Source organism: Lentibacillus jeotgali, assembly GCF_000224785.1.
Classification (GTDB): Bacteria; Bacillota; Bacilli; order Bacillales; family Amphibacillaceae; genus Lentibacillus; species Lentibacillus jeotgali.
This window is the reverse complement of record NZ_AGAV01000017.1, coordinates 11,976-30,101: the sequence shown is the minus strand read 5'-3', so window position 1 is coordinate 30,101 and position 18,126 is coordinate 11,976. Positions and strand designations below refer to the sequence as shown.

The following is an 18,126-nucleotide window of genomic DNA, read 5'->3' as shown; positions in this document are numbered from 1 at the left end:
TATTGGCCTCCTCTTCTAAACATTTAGATAATAAATTGTAAGCTTTGCTTCTTTCTCAAGAATTTGATCATCCCTTCCAGCAAGGATTTATCTATTATCCTATCTTCTGCTGATAAGAAAGATTTGATCAAACGTTTAATTAACTATCTATGTTGTATTGGACTGCCTGCTCTTCTTCTATTACCTTATTTTTGCACAGCCATATCAAGGTGGCCCTAACTGCTGTGTCAGTTCTCGGCATTGCCTTTCAGGGGCTCGTACTTGCGATGGCTATTTAATCGACTCGATGTCATTTATAAGCAGATTAAATATCAGCACTGGCATGAGCAGGAGGCTGTTCCCGCATGAGTTTGATGCGTCCTCGCGTGAATTCAAAAGGCTTCTCGCACAAGTTTGGTTAGTTGTCGCACAAATTACGTCTGCTTCCGCACGGGTTCAGCCTATTCCTGCACGAGTTTAAAGCACCCTTGCACAAGTTCCGAGAGTTCTCGCACGAATTCAAAGGCGTCTCGCGCAGGCCGGCGTCATTTCTGCACAAGTTCAGGTTGCTCTCGCACAGATTTGCGCAATACTCGCACGGGAATAGAGCGTTCTCGCACAAGTTCATCTACTACTACTGCACAGGGTTGGCCTATTCCCGCATGAGAACGTTCACATTGACAAACCTACTCCCATTCATCCAGCAGCTCACCAGACGCCGCCATCAATTCCTCATAAGCGTCCTCTGAAATCAAATCATTATCCATCTGATGGTCAAGCAGCGACTCAAATCCATTCAAATGTTTAACCGCCTTGTCCATGGCTCCAGTATTTTCATAATGCGCAAGTGCTTCTAAATGAATGTCAGCTTGTCGAATGGCCGTTTCGCCGTTATATTCGCCGTCCTCTGCTAGTTCATCAACAAGATACTGCAAATACGCAACCGTTGACGCTTCCGGCGGCAAATCTTCGGCCGAAATTCCGATGGCTTTGCCTTCTCTGGTTGAATCGGCAGCGCCAAAGTAAGTCCCGCTTTCAGAGTCGATCCTTAAGCTGTTGACGTTCCCGATTTCACCTGGTGATGATTCCCATTCATGACCCATTGATGACAGCTGCTCCCGTACATCTGACGGAATACCTTCTTCCCAGCTGATACGTGGATAGGAACTGCTGAAGATTCTCGGTTCTTCAATGGCAGCCTTAAGCTCCATATCATACCCGATCACATTGACAATGGTCTGCAATACTGACGTAATGATGGTTGTGCCGCCTGGTGATCCGACTGTCATGTACGGTTCGCCGTCCTCTAAAACAATCGCTGGTGTCATGCTGCTTAGCGGCCGTTTGTTCGGCTGGACTTCATTCGCACCACCAGGAATAGCATCAAAGTCCGTCAGTTCATTGTTCAGCATAATGCCGTAACCGGGCACCATAATCCCTGATCCGAATACTTGTTCAATCGTCGTGGTATATGACACAAGGTTGCCTTCGTTATCGGCAACGGTAAAGTGCGTCGTCTGGCCATTCTTTTTGTCACCAGCTTTTTCACTTATGTCAGAAGGCTCACTTTCCTGGTACGCCCATGGGTTCCCTGGCTGAACGTTGTCATTGGCCTGATTTGGATCGATTGTATCAACCCTTTCTTCAATATAATCAGGGTGGAGCAACCCTTCAGCAGGCACATCTACAAATTCCGGATCGCCCATATAAGCGCCTCTGTCTGCATAGGCAAGGTGCATCGCCTCAGCCATAAGATGATATTTTTCGGCTGATTTGATGCCATGTTGTGTCAGGTTCATCTCTTCAAACATGTCCAGCATTTGCTGCATTGTCAGACCACCTGAACTCGGCGGGGCCATGGAGGCAATATCATATCCCTTGTAATCACCCCATACTGGTTCTTCATGGGTGACGTCATACCGGCTGAGATCGTCCGGTGTCATACTGCTGTCACGTTTTTGTACCTCCTCAGCAAGTGCTTCACCAATTTCACCATTGTAAAATACATCGGTACCATGTTCGGCAATCAGCCTGAATGTTTTAGCCAAATCCTCCTGCACAAGCAAATCGCCTTCTTCCAGCGGTTCACCATCAGGTAGGAAAACTTCTTTTGCCGCTGTGTTGGACAGTTTTTCCTCATTACTCTCGATGGCGTTGGCAAGCACCCAATTCACTTCAACGCCTTCTTCCGCCATTTCGATTGATGGTTCGATCAGTTCTGCCATTGAACGTGTGCCCCATTGATCGAGAGCCGTTTCAAGCCCTTTCAGCGTCCCTGGCACACCAACTGATTTACCGCTGCGGACCCGTTCTTCAAAAGGCATGGGATCACCGTCTTCGTTCAGAAACATATCCGGTGTTGCACCGGCCGGGGCCCGCTCCCTGCTGTTAATGACCGACACATCTTCACTATCAGCGTCATAATACATTAAAAAGCCGCCACCGCCGATACCGGACATCATCGGCTCATTTACATTCAGTGCAAACTGAATCGCAACAGCCGCATCAATGGCATTACCGCCATTTTTTAATACATCTGCACCAACTTCAGATGCTAATGGATGTGACGTCACAACCATGCCATAATCGCCTTTTGCCGTCTGTTCATCCTTAATGCCCTGCGCATTGGCAGTTAAGCCTGCTGGAATCAAGACACTAACTAGAAGCAGCAGCGACATGAAAATCGACAGCCATTTGAATGTTTGATTCTTCACTATCATTCTCCTTTCTGTATTCATTGTGCTTTTTAATTTTTTCCGGGCATGTCATCTATCAACCTCCTTTCCATATTATAAAAAACCCTTGCGGCGAGCGATTGTCCCGTCGCAAATAAGGCTTTTCTTGCTGCTGTCATAATGGATTTGTAAATTACCCCGGCTTACTGATAATTTGCGATAATCTATGAAATTCCAATGAATCGGCTTACTTATTAGTTTTTCTATATCTGGATAAACGTTTTGCGGAATCTAACTTCTAATGAGGTCACAAAGAGGTTCATTGATGTAACTGGTCACCTTTCATTTCTTGTCAATTTTAAGGACACCAGACGACAAAAATGGGTTAAATTATAATTGTTTTTACAATAATAAAAATCTTATTAATAGACTATCAAGTTATAATGCAGCAGTCTATATAACTTTAGTTTTGATTGTCCATATTTTCTATAATTTTCCTGTCCATTTACCTAGTACTTTTCACCTTTTTTGCCTAATCTACACCGCCAATGTTCAGAAAATTAGTATAAAATCCTCTTCCTATTTTTTCTATTAAACGCTAATCTAATATTAATCAATAGATTAGGAGGGAGTTTTGTTGAAACATGATATATTCAAAATTTTACTGATTACGCTGATTCTATTACTGTCAGCTGTTTTTACCATCCCGTCCCATGCAGACGCCAATACAGAAGGCGATTCTGTATCTGGCTACCAGCTCGAAAATGGCGTGACAGAATCAATTTATTCGTATGAGGATGCAATCAGAGAAACAATCTATGTCGAATCGTCCTTGGACAGTGATAACGATGGTAAGTCTGATCGGATCGCGGTGGATATCATCCGTCCACAGAAAACCGAAGATGATTTGCAAGTACCTGTTATCATGGATGCAAGTCCTTATTATGAAAGTCTTGGACGCGGAAATGAATCCGAGATAAAAGACCCCGATGGTGATGGCGACAATGAAAAATTTCCGCTATTCTATGATAATTATTTTGTGCCAAGGGGCTATGCCGTTGTACAAGTCGATATGGTTGGTACAAACAACTCCGATGGCTGCCCTACTACCGGAGGCTATGAAGAGACGGAAAGTGCCAAAACGGTCATTGAGTGGCTGAATGGGAACGGGACCGCCTGGAATGAGGATGGTGAAGAAATCGAGGCCGACTGGACGACAGGTAAAACCGGCATGATCGGAAAATCATATGACGGCACAATTGCCAATGGGGTTGCCGCTACTGGTGTCGAAGGTCTGGAAACCATTGTCCCAATCGGAGCCATCAGCAGCTGGTATGACTATTACCGCTATGGCGGCATTCCATTTTATCCAAATGGACCAAGTGGCCTGGCCAGAACAGTGGTAAGCAGTGACAGTATTGACGAATGTGCATCTGTCAGGGAGGAAATCAGAGCAGGAGCTGACGATGAAACCGGTGATTACAATGCGTTTTGGGATGAGCGTAACTTTGTGAAAGACGCTGATAATGTCAATGCCAGTGTGTTCGTTATCCATGGTTTGAATGACTATAATGTTAAAGCCAACCACTTTTCCAATTGGTGGGAGGAGCTTGCCAACCATGATGTCCCGCGTAAACTTTGGCTGTCACAAACCGGACATGTTGATCCATTTGATTTTCGCCGGGCAGAATGGGTAGACACGCTTCATAAATGGTTTGACCATTGGCTGCTTGATATCGACAATGGCATTACGGATGAACCGACAGTCGATATCGAACGGTCAGCCGATGAGTGGGAAACCTATTCATCCTGGCCACTTGAAGATTCCAAATCAGTTAAAGTAAAACTTGGACCGGCGACAGAAAAGCTCCCAGGAACAATGACAACCACAGCCGTCAAAGGAAATTTCACGCAAACATTTACAGACGACCCTGAACAGACAGAACAGGAAATGGTGGCAGATAAATTTACAGCAAAAGAAAACAGATTAATGTTCCTGTCCCCTGAATTAAAAGAAGATGTGACATTGAGCGGCGTTCCGGAATTTGATATCCAGGCGATGGTGGATGAGGAAGATACAAATCTGACAGCCATGATTGTCGATTACGGAACGGACGAGCGCGTCAATCATCGTGACAGCGGCGAGGGTGTCCGTACGTTGGAGACTGAGTCGTGCTGGGGTGCAAGTACAGATGTCGATGATGCCTGCTATAAGGAAACAGAAAAGACGACACACACGGCACCATACGAAATTGTCACGCACGGATGGCTTGATGCTCAAAATTGGAGGAGTCTTAAACAAACGGACATTTTACAGCCGGGTAAAAACTACCGTTTCCAATGGGATACACTTCCTGAAGACTATGTTTTCAAAAAAGGTCATCGCATTGGCATTGTGATTGCTGGCAGTGATGACAGATGGCTTATGCCGGATGAAACCCGAGCAACGTTAAATGTTTCTCTGGGCCAAAGTCATGTGAAACTGCCGGTTGTCGGCGGCAAAAAGGCATTTGAGCGAGCAATGGGAGGAATTCCGTATTTACAAAACCTGGTTGATAAATTGAAGCGTGATGGCGCATTCAACGATGAAGAGGCAACCCGCAACGTTGAAACCCATTTAACGGCACTTGCTCATTATAAAAAGACAGCAGCCATGGAAAAAGCAGTAAAGCATCTGAATGGATTTAAACCGCTGCTCGAGCATCATAAGGATCAAGATTTAATTTCGGACTTGGCTTACAATAAGTTAATGTCAGCATTAGATCGTTTACTGGAAGATTGGCAGTAGTTTCTAAGATTGACACAAACGGCACAATATATATTTGCAGGCGCAGTCATTATGGACTGCGCCTTTCCTATTTCAACCTCTTCTTCTCGCGAATAGTGACAGCTCTAGCACAAGTTCAGAAGCTTCTTACACGAGTCTGGGGCGCTGCTGCACAAGTTGAGCCGTTGCCGCACAAGTTTAGTGCATTCCTGCACGCGTTGAGGTCGTTCCCGTACGAGTTTAGTACATTCCTGCACGAGTTGAGGCCGTTACCGCACATGTTTAGTACGTTCCTGCACAAGTTGAGGACGTTACCGCACAACTTTAGTACGTTTCCACACGCGTTGTGGCCGTTACCGCACAAGTTTGGTTTGTTCCTGCACGAGTTGAGGCCGTTACCGCACATGTTTAGTACGTTCCTGCACAAGTTGAGGACGTTACCGCACAACTTTAGTACGTTCCTGCATGAGTTGAGGCCGTTGCCGCACATGTTAAGTACGTTCCTGCACGCGTTGAGGACGTTACCGCACAACTTTAGTACGTTTCCACACGCGTTGCGGTCGTTCCCGCACATATTTAGTGCATTCCTGCACGAGTTGAGGCCGTTGCCGCACAAGGTATTTCTCCCAACTTCCCTACTTTTAAAAAACGCTTCAACCCCAAAAACCGGACAGCCTAATTGTCCGGTTTTTAGGGTTAGCCTCATGAAATTCCCATCTTCAGACTGACTTATTGCCACTTCCCAATCACATAATCTGCATCCGTCTGAAGTGTCTCATAGGCATCCTCTGCCATATTTTCCTGCTGGTGATCCAGCAAGTTTTTAAAACCTTCCATATGTTTGATCACTTTATCCGCTTCGCCCTTGTCTTCATAATGGCTGACAGCATTCAGGTGAACCTTTAACGCATGAGCGGTCTCATCACTTGAGATTTTCCCTTCAGCTGCCAAATCTTCGACAAGTTCTGTCATAGTGGATGCACTCCATGCATTAATGGCATCAGCCGTCTTCCCAGCAACTGCCTGACGTATCGGATTGGTGGAAGGTGCTTCACGTGTCGGATGGACTTTGTTTGTCAGTAAAATCGCCACCGTTTCCTTCTCCGGATTAATAACGATAGACGTTCCCGTAAAGCCGGTGTGCCCCATTGTCGCTGGTCCGGATAGTGCACCCATATACCAATCCTGGTTCAGTTCCCAAGCAAGGCTGTGCGCATCCCCCGGAAACTTAGGCAACTGATTCGTTTCCATTTTTTCCACAGTCTCAGTTTCAAGAATGCGGGTACCCTCATATTCACCATCATTAAGAATCATTTGGGCAAATACCGCCAGATCCTGTGCTGTTGAAAACAAACCGGCGTGACCGGCAACACCATCCATCGCCCAGGCGTTTTCATCATGCACCTCACCCCAAACGATTCCCCGATTTGTCTGTGGCTGATACTCCGTTGCCGCAACACGGTGCTGTAGCGATTCAGGCGGATTGAACATTGTGTCAGTCATTCCAAGTGGATCAGTAATATTCTCTTCAATATATTGATCGAGCCGCTCCCCTGAAATTTCCTCGACTAATGCCCCAACTGTAATCATGTTCAGATCACTGTATCCGTAATGTGTGCCGGGCTTATGATCCAATGATGCCGCGAACACTTCTGCGTAGGCTTCCTCGCGGGAATCCGTCGTTTGATAAAGCGGGATCCAAGCCGGGAAGCCTGATGTGTGCGTCAATAGTTGCCTGATTGTGACATCAGCCTTACCGTTTTGGGCAAATTCCGGAATGTACTCCGCCACTGGATCATCCAGGTTAAATGCGCCCTGTTCGTATAACTGCATTGCGGCCGTTGCGGTAAACACTTTTGTAATAGAAGCTAAATCAAATATGGTGTCTGTTTGCATGTCTACCGGATTTTCCATTTCCGTAAAGTCATTATCCAAATAGCGCGCTGCATAGCCGTACGCATCTTCCTTAACAATGGTTCCGTTTCTGGCTGCCAAAAAGACAGAACCTGCCATGTACTTATCGTTGATCCCCTGCTGCATAACGTCATCGATTTCATCTAACGGCGCCTGCAGCATCTGGACACTATCTGCTGGTCCAGGCTGTACGATGGGTGCGGAAGCCGCTGCTTTTCCGCTGCCTGCAACAAACAGCGAAACGAGCAGAACACAAGCCAGCGTTGTCGGGATAAACTTGTTTTTCATTTTGTGACTCCTCCCTATATTTTGCATTCAGCCAGAATCGGAGGGGAGCGGACAATCCTTTTGCTTAGATCATCCGTTAACTCCCCATTGATCCGATTGTGTTAAACTAAGGTCCAAATTAATTTTAAGATTGTCAGTGTTTTTACCCTTTTCAAGTTTGAGACGTTTTCGCACGCATTGTGATGGCTTCTGCACGTTTTAATGCTGCTCTCGCGCGTTTCGATGCCGTTCTTGCACATTTTGGTGCTGCTCTCGCACGTCTCGATGCCGTTCTTGCACATTTTGGTGCCGCTCTCGCACGTCTCGATGTCGTTCTTGCACATTTTGGTGCCGCTCTCGCACGTCTCGATGTCGTTCTTGCACATTTTGGTGCCGCTCTCGCACGTCTCGATGTCGTTCCCGCACGTTTTGGCGCTGTTCCCGCACATTTAGTGTGCCGCTCCCGCACGAGCAATCGATTGCAACAAATTAACGCTTGCCATAGAGAGATGAGCTATTAAATGACTCCCACTTCTCTATCAAAGCATCAGCATCATTATCAAGAATGTTAAATGCCTTTTCAGAAATCACATCATTTTCTTGTTGGTTGTTGAGTAAATCTTTGAATCCTTCAGCATGTTTGACGACTTTTTCCGCTTTTTCCTGTTCCTCATAACGGCTCACAGCAGTCAAATGAACGCTTAAAGCGCGGGCAGCTCCGCTATCTTCAAGCTCCCCATCGTTTTCGTAACGTTCAACACGCTCTTTCATCCCGGACGCAGTCGTCAGAATCGTTTCTTCTCCCGGATAAATCGCGTTGGAAAGCAATCTGTACAAATATTCCGGATGAGCTCTGAACCCTGCTTCCAATCCCATCAGTGTCACATTTTGATCGATTCCTTTCAAAATGACGGGCTCGCCTTGTGCTGCATCAGCATTTTTCCAAAAACCGGCCTTAAAAAAGTTTTCATCAGCGAAAGATGCTACGACTCTATCGTTTTCAATATCCGTGTACCAGACAGGATTGTAGACAAATCCGATATCCTGTTCGCCGTATCCAGCAGTTAACGCTGTATCTTTGTAATTCACGTTGACAACACCATTACTGTTACGCGCACCGGTTTTAATGCTGGCATCTGTCAATCCAAGCTCACTAGCCCTGTTAGATGCCCTTGCACCGATGGCAATGTATTTTCCGCCGTCATCTATAAATGAATGAATGGTTTGTTTGTATGCATCACCGTCATCAATACCGGAGCCGTTCGCTACCAAAACATCGTAACCATCCAAACCATTATCCGAAATCGCTTGCGGTTTAAGCTCGTCCACCTCAAACCCAAGCTGTTCAAGAGCTGTCCTTATGCCATGCTGACCACCATCCTGCAACACGGCCACATTGACATGACTCAACTCTTTTGCATCCTCAGGTATTGCTGCTGTTTTTACCGTGAGACCGGATTCTGCTACAGCCTGAGCCAACACATCACCGTTGTCGCCTTCAACATAAAAATGGCCGTTTTCTGCTTTATAAACTGATAGATTGCTCTGGATTAGCTTGTTGACAAGTGCCACAGCGTCAACCGAACTGTTCGTCACTTTATACGGACCTTCTCCGATTAATTCGCCCTCTATATCAAGCTTTTTCGCTTCTTCAACCGGGACATCTATCGATGAATCGGTCGGTATGGCAGCAAATCCCCATAGCTCCGGTAAGTTCCACGCAGAAATATCATACATGGCACTCGCCTGATCACTGATATCCTCGCCGTCCCACAGGAGCGTATTCGCTAAAGCTGCCTTTGGCTGATCCAGTGGCACAATAAACGTTCCTTCATCATATTGTTCACCGTCAACCGTAAATGGCGCTTCAGCTTTTTCTACTTCAACATCGTGTCTCAGCAGATTGTTAATAGCCTTCTCAGTTGTCGTCGGATCGGTTTCATCAACAGGCAATACATACGCTTTCGGGAAAAATCCATCTTCATGTTCAGGGTGATCAAATTGGATTCCCCGCCTGAAGATTTCCAGCTGATTGTTGGTCATCTCAACTTTGTTCTCTGAGGCAAACTTCAACGCGCCCATCACCGCATCATAATGCCACTTGACACCATCCACACTGTTTGTCGGTGTTTCAAGGGTATGACCGTATGCCCCGTGCAGCATCGCATACATTGGTGTGAAAATTGGCGGGTAATCATCCCAGCCATCCTCGGCGTCTCGATACGGAATATGGGTGCCTTCCATATTTTGATAGAGTCTAGTTTCATAATCTTGTCTGTTTGAAACGATTTCTCCTTCCATGGCCTTAGCCTGATCCAAGGCGTACTCTAGGTACAGGCCATGTTCATAGTTAGGATTGTGCGGCCCAGTTGTCGGTTCAATCAGGCCGGGCTTATCGTCTGATCGCTTCACGAAACCATGCAAATCAAGAAATACCATCGGATTCCATTCGGTAATCAAATCAACATTGACTGCCGATTCCGGTTGTGACAATGTCACGTGGTCACGGTTAAGATCAAACCCTTCCCCATTTTGCCTCGTTCCTAAAATACGGCCGTCGGGGTTATTAACGACATTAAAAACAAGAATGTTGTTGTCAAGAATATCCTTTGTTGTTTCATCATCGTCATAGGCAAACCGATCAATCAGCTGCAATACAGCATCAGTGCCCGGATATTCATCCCCATGGATTGAGCCATTAACCATGAACGGTACTTTAAAGTCAGGGTTTTCTTCAATAAAATCCTTAGCATCTTCCGGGTTCGCGATCATCTCCTCCCGCTTTTCTTTAATTTCTTCAAGATCGTCCCCCGGTTCAGAAATAACCACACTGTACAGGTCATGCCCCAATGCAGATTGACCGATTACTTCAACTGAGACACGGTCACTTTCCTCTTCATGCTGTTCAAGGATAGGGTAAATGTCTTCATACGGAACCGGATTATAAGGTGTTTCATTTGCCTGAACTGTCCCCGATACAGGCATTATGGCTGTAACAGCTAGCATAAATGCAAAGAATAGCATATATAAAAATGATTTTTTTGTTGGATACATTTTCTTTCTCCTTTCCCAGTAAATCAGAAAACTATCAATCTAATTTATTTATCTATTTGATAAAGAAGCAGCCGTTCTTACAAATTTACCTACGGAAAGAACGGCTGCTTTTTCTACCATTAACTGGCGATATCTGTGTCCTGCTCTTGTTCGATGGGAACATCGGAAATGGCTGAGTTGATTAACTCCCCAACCATTTGAATTTTTTCAGGGTCTACCCGATCAATGGTGTCACCAGCCGAGTGATACCATGGTTCGATACCTGCCTGCCCTGGCTCTGTCCCTGGTTCCATCCAGATAAACAGTGCGGCATCAATACCCGCTTCATGGAAGAAAACGTGATCAGACCTGCCTAATTGGTGGAGCGTCAATCGATCGTCTTCCAGCCCTAATCGATCAGACGCTGCATCAACAGATTCCCATACAGCATTTGATTCGCCATCAACGGTGCTGACATGGAGCTGGGAAGCCGGATCCCAATCCGTCCCAACCATATCCATGTTAAAATTGGCGGCGCTTCTATTAATCTCGTCATCTGATAATTGACTGACATAATGCTGAGAGCCTAGGAGACCAGCCTCTTCGGCACCAAAGAAAACGAAGCGGATTTCTTTGTTCGCAGGCTTGTCCTTCATGATCTTGGCCAATTCCAGCAGAGAAGCCGTGCCCGAGCCATTATCGTTCGCCCCCGGAGAACCAGGTACACTGTCATAATGTGCCGTTGCATAAACAATTTCAGGATTCTCAATGCCCTCGGCTTCCTTGATGGCAACCACGTTTTGTGATTGTTGTTCACCGCCGTTAAATTCAAATGTTTGTGTGGAAGTGCTGTATCCCAGCTTTTCAAGTTCACCTTTTATATACTCGGAAGCCTCTTTTTCAGCCTCACTGCCGGGAGCTCGCGGTCCAATCTCTTCACTTAAATGCTCGACATCAGCCATTGCCCGCTCTGAATCGAAAGCGAATGCTTCCCATTTCTCGATTAATGCATCAGCTTGCGATTGAAGCAGGTTATAGGCTTCTTCGGTCATCAGCTCCTGCGTTTGCTGATGATCCAGCAGATCCTTAAAGCTTTGCATGTGTTTGATGACTTTTTCATCGGCTTTCTGCTCTTCATAATGGCTGACAGCATCCAGGTGACGCTTTAGAGCACGCGGTGCCACGTCACTCTCAAACGCGCCTTCTTCCTCCAGCTGATCAACAAATGCTTTAATATCTCCTGCACTTTCAGGTGCCGCCGCTTCATAGTTTTCCCCATGGCCAAATTCATAGTGTCCTTCAATGGTTACTGGAAGTTTGCCACCCGGACTGGCACCGTAAATGACATCAACAGCAGCTTCCCAGGAGACCGGGACTGCCGATCCCCACCTTTCAATCGCATACGTTGCAATATGGGCATCCACCTCAGGATACTCTTTAATGTCGTATGGAAGGCCTAAAGAAATCGACGCAACCGGTTTTTCTGTTTCGCCAAGGGCTTTAACCAATTGGCTTTGTCCTGCGGGAAGTTCACTTGCTGAGAATGTTGAAACGATGATCCGGTCTGCTTGTTCAGCTTGCTGGACTGCTTCGTCAATCTCGCTGTCAGAAGGATCTTCGGACGTGACGTAATGATCAACTTCCCCGTTCGTTTTCCCCTGAACGGCGTCAGCTATATCTTCAATGTAATGACTTTGGTTATAGATTTCCGGACCAACGACAAGTGTTGATTCATCGGATTCAGAATCAAAAGGCAGCGTGTCGTCATTTTTCACGAGTGTCATCGAGTCTTGAGCCATGCTTTCTGCCAATTCCTTGTGGGATTCCGAGTTCACGACATCTGTCGCTTCACCCGGATCGACATAACGATTATCAAAAAGCCCATATCTCACTTTTGTGGCCAGAATGCGCTCCACGGATTCGTCAACACGCTCCTGTGACAATTCACCAGATTCATAGGCTGAAAGAAGCGCCTCAAACGTTTCTTTTTGTTCATCCAGTGAGCCGGTAGCCATGACAATATCAGCACCTGCCTGAATCGTCATCACGGCTGCTTCGCCTGCACCCCAATTGTCTTTGATCGCCTGCATCGACATGGCATCGGTTACAATAAGCCCGTCAAAGCCCATATCTTCACGAAGCAGGCCGGTCAACACATCTTTTGACAATGTTGCTGGAAGGTCCGGGTCAATCGCTTCAATGATGACATGCGAGGTCATAATCGATTCGGCCCCAGCGTCAATGGCTGCCTGAAATGGCGGCAGATGAACCTCTTCCAATGTTTCCCGGTCATATGTTACAGCAGGCAGATTATGGTGTGAGTCCTGACTCGTATCACCATGTCCCGGAAAATGTTTTGGCGTCGATAATACGCCGTTTTCCTGATAGCCTTCTACTTGTGCAACGGTCATATCCGAAACAAGGTCTGTGTTTTCACCAAATGATCTGACACCAATCACTGGGTTATTCGGATTTGTGTTCACATCAGCAAGCGGGGAATAGTTCCAGTTAAAGCCTGCCGCTTTCATTTCCTCAGCCGTCACGCTTGCCATCTCTTTAGCAGCTTCTAAATCCCTTGTCGCAGCAATCCCCATCTGGCGTGGAAAGGCAGTCGCATCTGTCACATGCTGATTGACACCGTATTCAAGATCAGCCGTTGAAAATAATGGGATGCCCGTATTTGTTTCCGATGCCCATTCCTGGAGTTGATTATTGTATTCAGCTGTTGTCTCGGCATCGCGGTTTCCATAAATGATCACAGAACCAGCTTTGTATTCTTGAATCAGTTCCTTGGTGTCTTCATTGGGCATGCTCTGTTCGTTATCGTGGGTGGATGGCATCACAAGCTGTCCGATTTTTTCCTCAGGAGTCATTTGTGCCGCCATTTGTTGAACCATCTGTTGCTTCGCATTATCCTGTACAACAGGTTTCTTTCCTTGTTGCGTTAATGATGATGGTGTTAGAGCCGAAACCGGGGTTGTAAGGAGAAGAACGAACACTAACATGTAACTTAGCAACTGTACAAGTTTCTTCACTTCATTCTCTCCTCTCGTTTTGATTCTTTTAAAAGGTACGAAAGAGCTGGCCATAACGGGTTTCATGACTTATGGCACAGCTCTATTAACATCAATTATTCTTCATCGCCTGATCCTTGTTGTGCATTAAAGGTCCACTCCAACTCTAATGAGTCGCCCTGGAATTGGTTTTGATTTTCTCCGTTATCGACAAAATTGAATTTGACAACCAGATCATCGAGCGATCCCGGCTCAAGCCCATCTTCAAGCAACGGATCGAACACATGCTCATTGACCGCTTCAGGTGACATGTTTTGCAGTTCTGCTAATGTTGTCTGATAAATCACTTCATCCAGCTTATCAGCGTTGTATAGAAATTCGACTTCAATATGATTGCCAAAGTCACCACTGTTGTCCCCTTCTGCATCGATCACGTCATAATTTGTTTCCAGGAGTACCTTGTCGATAGCGAGTGACCCGTTATTTTGCAGCTCAAAATCGCGGGTCATCGAGTCACCTGGCTGGATATTGTCAACTTCAATCACTTGTGTCGGCTCTACCGCCAGATCCAGTGTCCCTGCTGCAAACGTGTTGTTCGTTGTCTCGCTGTCGCTGAAGTATGCATACGTACCCCCTCCGACTAATGATAAACCAAGCGCCGCTGTCATGACGCCCATGCCTAATTGTTTCTTAATACCCATATAAATGCCTCCTTTATATTTTTCCCTCTGATACAGGGATGTTTATATTTGAACGCCTCATAGAATGGGTATCTATCAGCGTTACAAACGATTTAAGTGTGGTTGTACAAAAAGTCCGGTAACAATGATCCTCCTTCTTAAAAGCGGTCTTTAATGTTTTTCAGCCGCTTTTGAGTCATCGAATTGCCTCAGTGCACGCCAGATGGTAATGCCCGAGTAGCCAACCAGTAACAGCCCGGGTAAGATAAGCATCAGTGCAGCCCCTTGTGACGTATTAGCAAAATTCATCACATAACCGATATACGGTACCGTGAACCCGGTATATTTTCCAACAACATTTTGCGCCAGAATCGGGTCTAAATCAGCCCCCTCGTTGTTGTCCCCTTTGGTGATATACTGCTCACCATCTCCTATGACCTCAGCGATTCGGTGGGTGACGAGCATATCTTCAGGTGTTCTATAAGTGATGACATCACCTTTTTCAAAACGTTTCATATCCCCGCCCTTTTCAATCGATATAATGGACCCCGTCTGTATCTCAGGTTCCATCGAGCCGGACAAGACTGTCTTGAATTGATAACCGAAAATGGCCGCTTCCCCTCCCGATGCTCTGAAGGATATTACCAACAGCACGGTTACAATTAATACAGCAAATAAAAGGAACGTGGTAATGTGGTTAATCACGTTTAGGATTTTTTTCATCATCTTTGTCATCACTCCGATCCGGATTTGATTCCGTTGTTACTTCTGACGTCTCTTCGGCATTGGTCTCGGAAGTTTTCGATTTTTTCTCACCGCCTGTCTCCTCTTCAGCTTTCTCACTGTCTGTTTTTGGCGTTTGCTCTGATTTTTCTTCTTCTTCGGATTGATCTGGTGTTTCTTCTTTTTCCTTTTTTATGTTCTTATTTGAGGATGAGACTTCATCATTGCTTTCTGTCTTTTTGTCCTGCTCATTCTGATTTGTCGCTTCCTGCTGGTCGGTCTCGTTTTGATCTTGAGGTTGGCCCTTTTCTTCAGTGCCATCCTTGTCTGATTGTTTTTGGCCATCATTAAAATCATCAGCAGTTGAAACGGTTGCAGAAGCGGTTTCAAAATCCTGAAAATAGGCAGTCGTTGGTGAGGTAAGCATGATAGCGGTGCAAAATAACACGTAAATCACAGCAAATAACTTAACGATCACATGTGCATATTTGTTATTGCGGTTCTGTTGGCCTCTCATATAAAACACCTTCCGTTATTCGGTTTACAACAATTATTAACGCTGCTGTTAAATCTATTTTCAGCAGGGAGAAGGGAGCAATGAAGCTTTTATAAAAATTTCGACTAGAAAATTAACCATAATTATTTAAATAATTTAAATGTTATTAATAGACTATCAAGTTGAAGTGTGGCAGTCTATATAACTTTAGTTTTGTTTTGTCAAAATTTCTACATATTTCACATCCTTTTACCTAGTACTTTTTTCGTCTTTTATCGAAAAAATGGATTTAGACCAAAAAAACACCTGGTCTTGTCGATTACAAGACCAGGTTTCTGTCGATAGATAACGTTAACCGGAAATACGAAGCCCCCAAAGTTGTCCATTCAAGAGGAGGCGGTTCGGCTGCACGAGTTGGGGCTGTTCTTGCACGAGTTTGTGGAACTGCCGCACAAGTTGAGGTCACTCCCGCACGAGTTTCTGGGTTGTCGCACAAGTTGAGGTCTTTCCCGCACAAGTTTTTGGAGCTGTCGCACAAGTTGAGCCCGCTCCCGCACGAGTTTATAGAGCTGTTGCACAAGTCGAGGCCTTTCCCCCACGAGTCGAGGTCTATCAGCAATAGAAAACAGCCCCGCCACAAGACAGGACTGCTCCTTATTCCGAAATCCCCACTATCTAAGCAATATTTTTCCGATCAAGCGCAGCCAATCGCTTCTTATTCGTTGCAATAACGTAAATGGCAATGCCCCAGATGATCACGGCCAGAATCGAGCCGAGGTTGAATATGCCTTTGTCGGCGGTCCACATAATTGAGTAGCCGATCGAGCCTGCGAGCAGTGCATAATAGGCAAACGGGATCAGTGTTTTCCGAATGACGTGGCCTTCCTTGCCGACAAGGCCGACGACAGCTGATGCGGCGACGACGTTATGCACACAGATCATGTTCCCGGCTGCTCCACCTACCGCCTGCAGGGCAACCATCCATGTCGCGCTGCCGCCGATATTTTCGCCGACACCGTACTGGAAAAGGGAAAACATCATGTTGCTGATTGTATTACTGCCGGCCACAAATGCACCAAGTCCGCCGATAAATGTGGCGAAGATCGGATACATGGTGCCTCCTAAATCAGCTGCGGCTTCAGCGAGGATAAGCGGCATCTCCTGGAAACCAGCTGCTCCGCCGTCCGTGTTCAGAAACACTTGCACCATTGGCACCGTGAAAACAAGTGCTGTACTGGCTGCGATCATGTTTTTCCCAGAATCCTTCCAGGCGGTGGCAAATTCATTTGGTTTCATGCTATGCATAAAGTATGTCAGCACAGCGACAACGATGAAAATGAACCCTGGTGAATAGAGAATTTCCCATTCAGCTGTGATTTCTGTACCGAAAATGTTTGGCAGCGTCAGATTCACCGATTTTAGCCAGTCGCCGACGACCGTCAGCCTTGATATAATCAATAGAGCGGCGATCAGCACATATGGTGCCCATGCGCGCCACATGCTGATTTTTCCGGCATTGACATCACTGTGCTTCAGCTCCACCTTGCCATTCCAAAGCGGGTCCCAGCGGTCTTTTGGTTCGAAATCCCATTCTTCACCTTCTTTCGGCATTAAGAAACCTTTTTTCGCGGCCGGAACGACAATTGCCAGACCAATCAATCCGCCGAACATGGCCGGGAATTCCGGACCCATCGTGTAAGCAACCAGTAAATACGGAAGCGTCATGGCAAGCGCGGCGAAAATCGCGAATTTCCATACCTGAAGCCCTTCACTGAACGATTTGTTTTTCCCGAAAAACCGGGTCAGGAGTCCCACTAAAAACAACGGTATTAAAATCCCCGCCAACGTGTGGAGCAGGGCGACTTTTCCGGCAAGCCCAAATACGAAACTTGACACGTCGGATACCTGGGTCAGCGGTTCAACGCCTGATCCCACCCCGACAACGATCGGCGTGCCAACCGCACCGAATGAGACGGGTGTACTTTGAATCACCATGCCGGAGACAACAGCTGCCATCGCTGGAAAGCCGAGTCCGACCATTAGCGGTACGGCAACAGCTGCTGGCGTTCCAAAACCTGCAGTCCCTTCAATAAACGATCCGAACAGCCAGGCGATAATAACAACCTGTATCCGGCGGTCCGGCGTGATATCTGTGAAACCGCGCCGAATCGTATGAAGCCCACCGCTTTCCTGTAAGGTGTTCAAGAGCAGAATCGCACCGAAAATAATGAATAAGAGCGTAACAGCAACGATCAGACCGTTGACAGAAGCAGCAGCGACCTGCGGAAACGCCACATCCCAAACAAAGAGCGCGAGCAGTACAGCTACAATGTAGGAAATCGGCATGGCTTTACTTGCGGGCCATTTAAGACCTACCAGAAATACAGCGACTGCAATAATCGGAAGCAACGCAAGAAAGGCTAAGGTTCCAGTTCCCAAGGTAAATTCCTCCCTTTTTAATTTTTAACCCGCATCTAATGGTCAATTCGTTCAACTAACCATCAGTGAAAAGGGTAAAAACCCCTACTGATGATCGTTTATATCGCAAACAGCAGCATGACGTCGGTACGCGTTCATA

The 18,126-nt window shown here is 46.3% G+C and carries 10 protein-coding genes; 2 read left to right on the top strand and 8 right to left on the bottom strand.

All coding sequences use genetic code 11. The features are described 5' to 3' along the window. Positions 1 to 665: 665 nt before the first annotated feature. Entirely contained in the window at positions 666 to 2,699 is a 2,034-nt protein-coding gene (gene ggt / locus ON01_RS13900; protein ID WP_425357510.1) for a gamma-glutamyltransferase, read from the bottom strand. 592 nt (positions 2,700 to 3,291) lie between these two features. On the opposite strand from ggt, the gene ON01_RS13895 reads away from it, so the two are divergent. Then, entirely contained in the window at positions 3,292 to 5,442 is a 2,151-nt protein-coding gene (locus ON01_RS13895) for a Xaa-Pro dipeptidyl-peptidase (RefSeq protein WP_010531673.1), read from the top strand. A gap of 708 nt (positions 5,443 to 6,150) precedes the next feature. Here ON01_RS13895 and ON01_RS13890 read toward each other — a convergent pair. Then, positions 6,151 to 7,623, bottom strand: a complete 1,473-nt coding sequence (locus ON01_RS13890) for a serine hydrolase domain-containing protein (RefSeq protein WP_010531671.1) — start codon at positions 7,621 to 7,623, stop codon at positions 6,151 to 6,153. Positions 7,624 to 7,805: 182 nt separating this feature from the next. Between ON01_RS13890 and ON01_RS13885 the strand changes: the two genes are divergently transcribed. Further along, a complete protein-coding gene (locus tag ON01_RS13885) occupies positions 7,806 to 8,123 on the top strand; it encodes a hypothetical protein (RefSeq protein ID WP_029329136.1) in 318 nt (105 codons plus the stop codon). Here ON01_RS13885 and ON01_RS13880 read toward each other — a convergent pair. The 6 genes from ON01_RS13880 to ON01_RS13855 form a co-directional block, all read right to left on the bottom strand. Further along, positions 8,092 to 10,656, bottom strand: coding sequence for an FIMAH domain-containing protein (locus tag ON01_RS13880; protein WP_010531669.1), 2,565 nt, complete (start codon positions 10,654 to 10,656; stop codon positions 8,092 to 8,094). The two genes, ON01_RS13885 and ON01_RS13880, sit on opposite strands and share 32 nt — an antisense overlap. Positions 10,657 to 10,775: 119 nt before the next feature. Beyond that, positions 10,776 to 13,670 carry a M20/M25/M40 family metallo-hydrolase gene (locus tag ON01_RS18600; RefSeq protein ID WP_010531668.1) on the bottom strand — a complete coding sequence of 965 codons (2,895 nt, stop codon included), beginning with the start codon at positions 13,668 to 13,670 and terminating at the stop codon, positions 10,776 to 10,778. A 95-nt stretch (positions 13,671 to 13,765) separates the two neighbouring features. Then, positions 13,766 to 14,350: a CalY family protein gene (locus tag ON01_RS13870; RefSeq protein WP_010531667.1), complete on the bottom strand. Its 585-nt coding sequence runs from the start codon at positions 14,348 to 14,350 to the stop codon at positions 13,766 to 13,768. A 150-nt stretch (positions 14,351 to 14,500) separates the two neighbouring features. Next, a complete protein-coding gene (gene sipW / locus ON01_RS13865; protein WP_010531666.1) occupies positions 14,501 to 15,055 on the bottom strand; it encodes a signal peptidase I SipW in 555 nt (184 codons plus the stop codon). Continuing rightward, on the bottom strand, positions 15,027 to 15,569 hold the full coding sequence (locus ON01_RS13860) for a hypothetical protein (RefSeq protein ID WP_010531665.1): 543 nt from the start codon (positions 15,567 to 15,569) through the stop codon (positions 15,027 to 15,029). Before ON01_RS13860 ends, sipW begins: the two co-directional genes overlap by 29 nt. A 654-nt stretch (positions 15,570 to 16,223) precedes the next feature. Beyond that, the gene (locus ON01_RS13855) at positions 16,224 to 17,987 is read right to left on the bottom strand and encodes an L-lactate permease (protein WP_010531664.1); all 1,764 of its coding nucleotides are present in this window, start codon (positions 17,985 to 17,987) and stop codon (positions 16,224 to 16,226) included. Positions 17,988 to 18,126 lie beyond the last annotated feature (139 nt).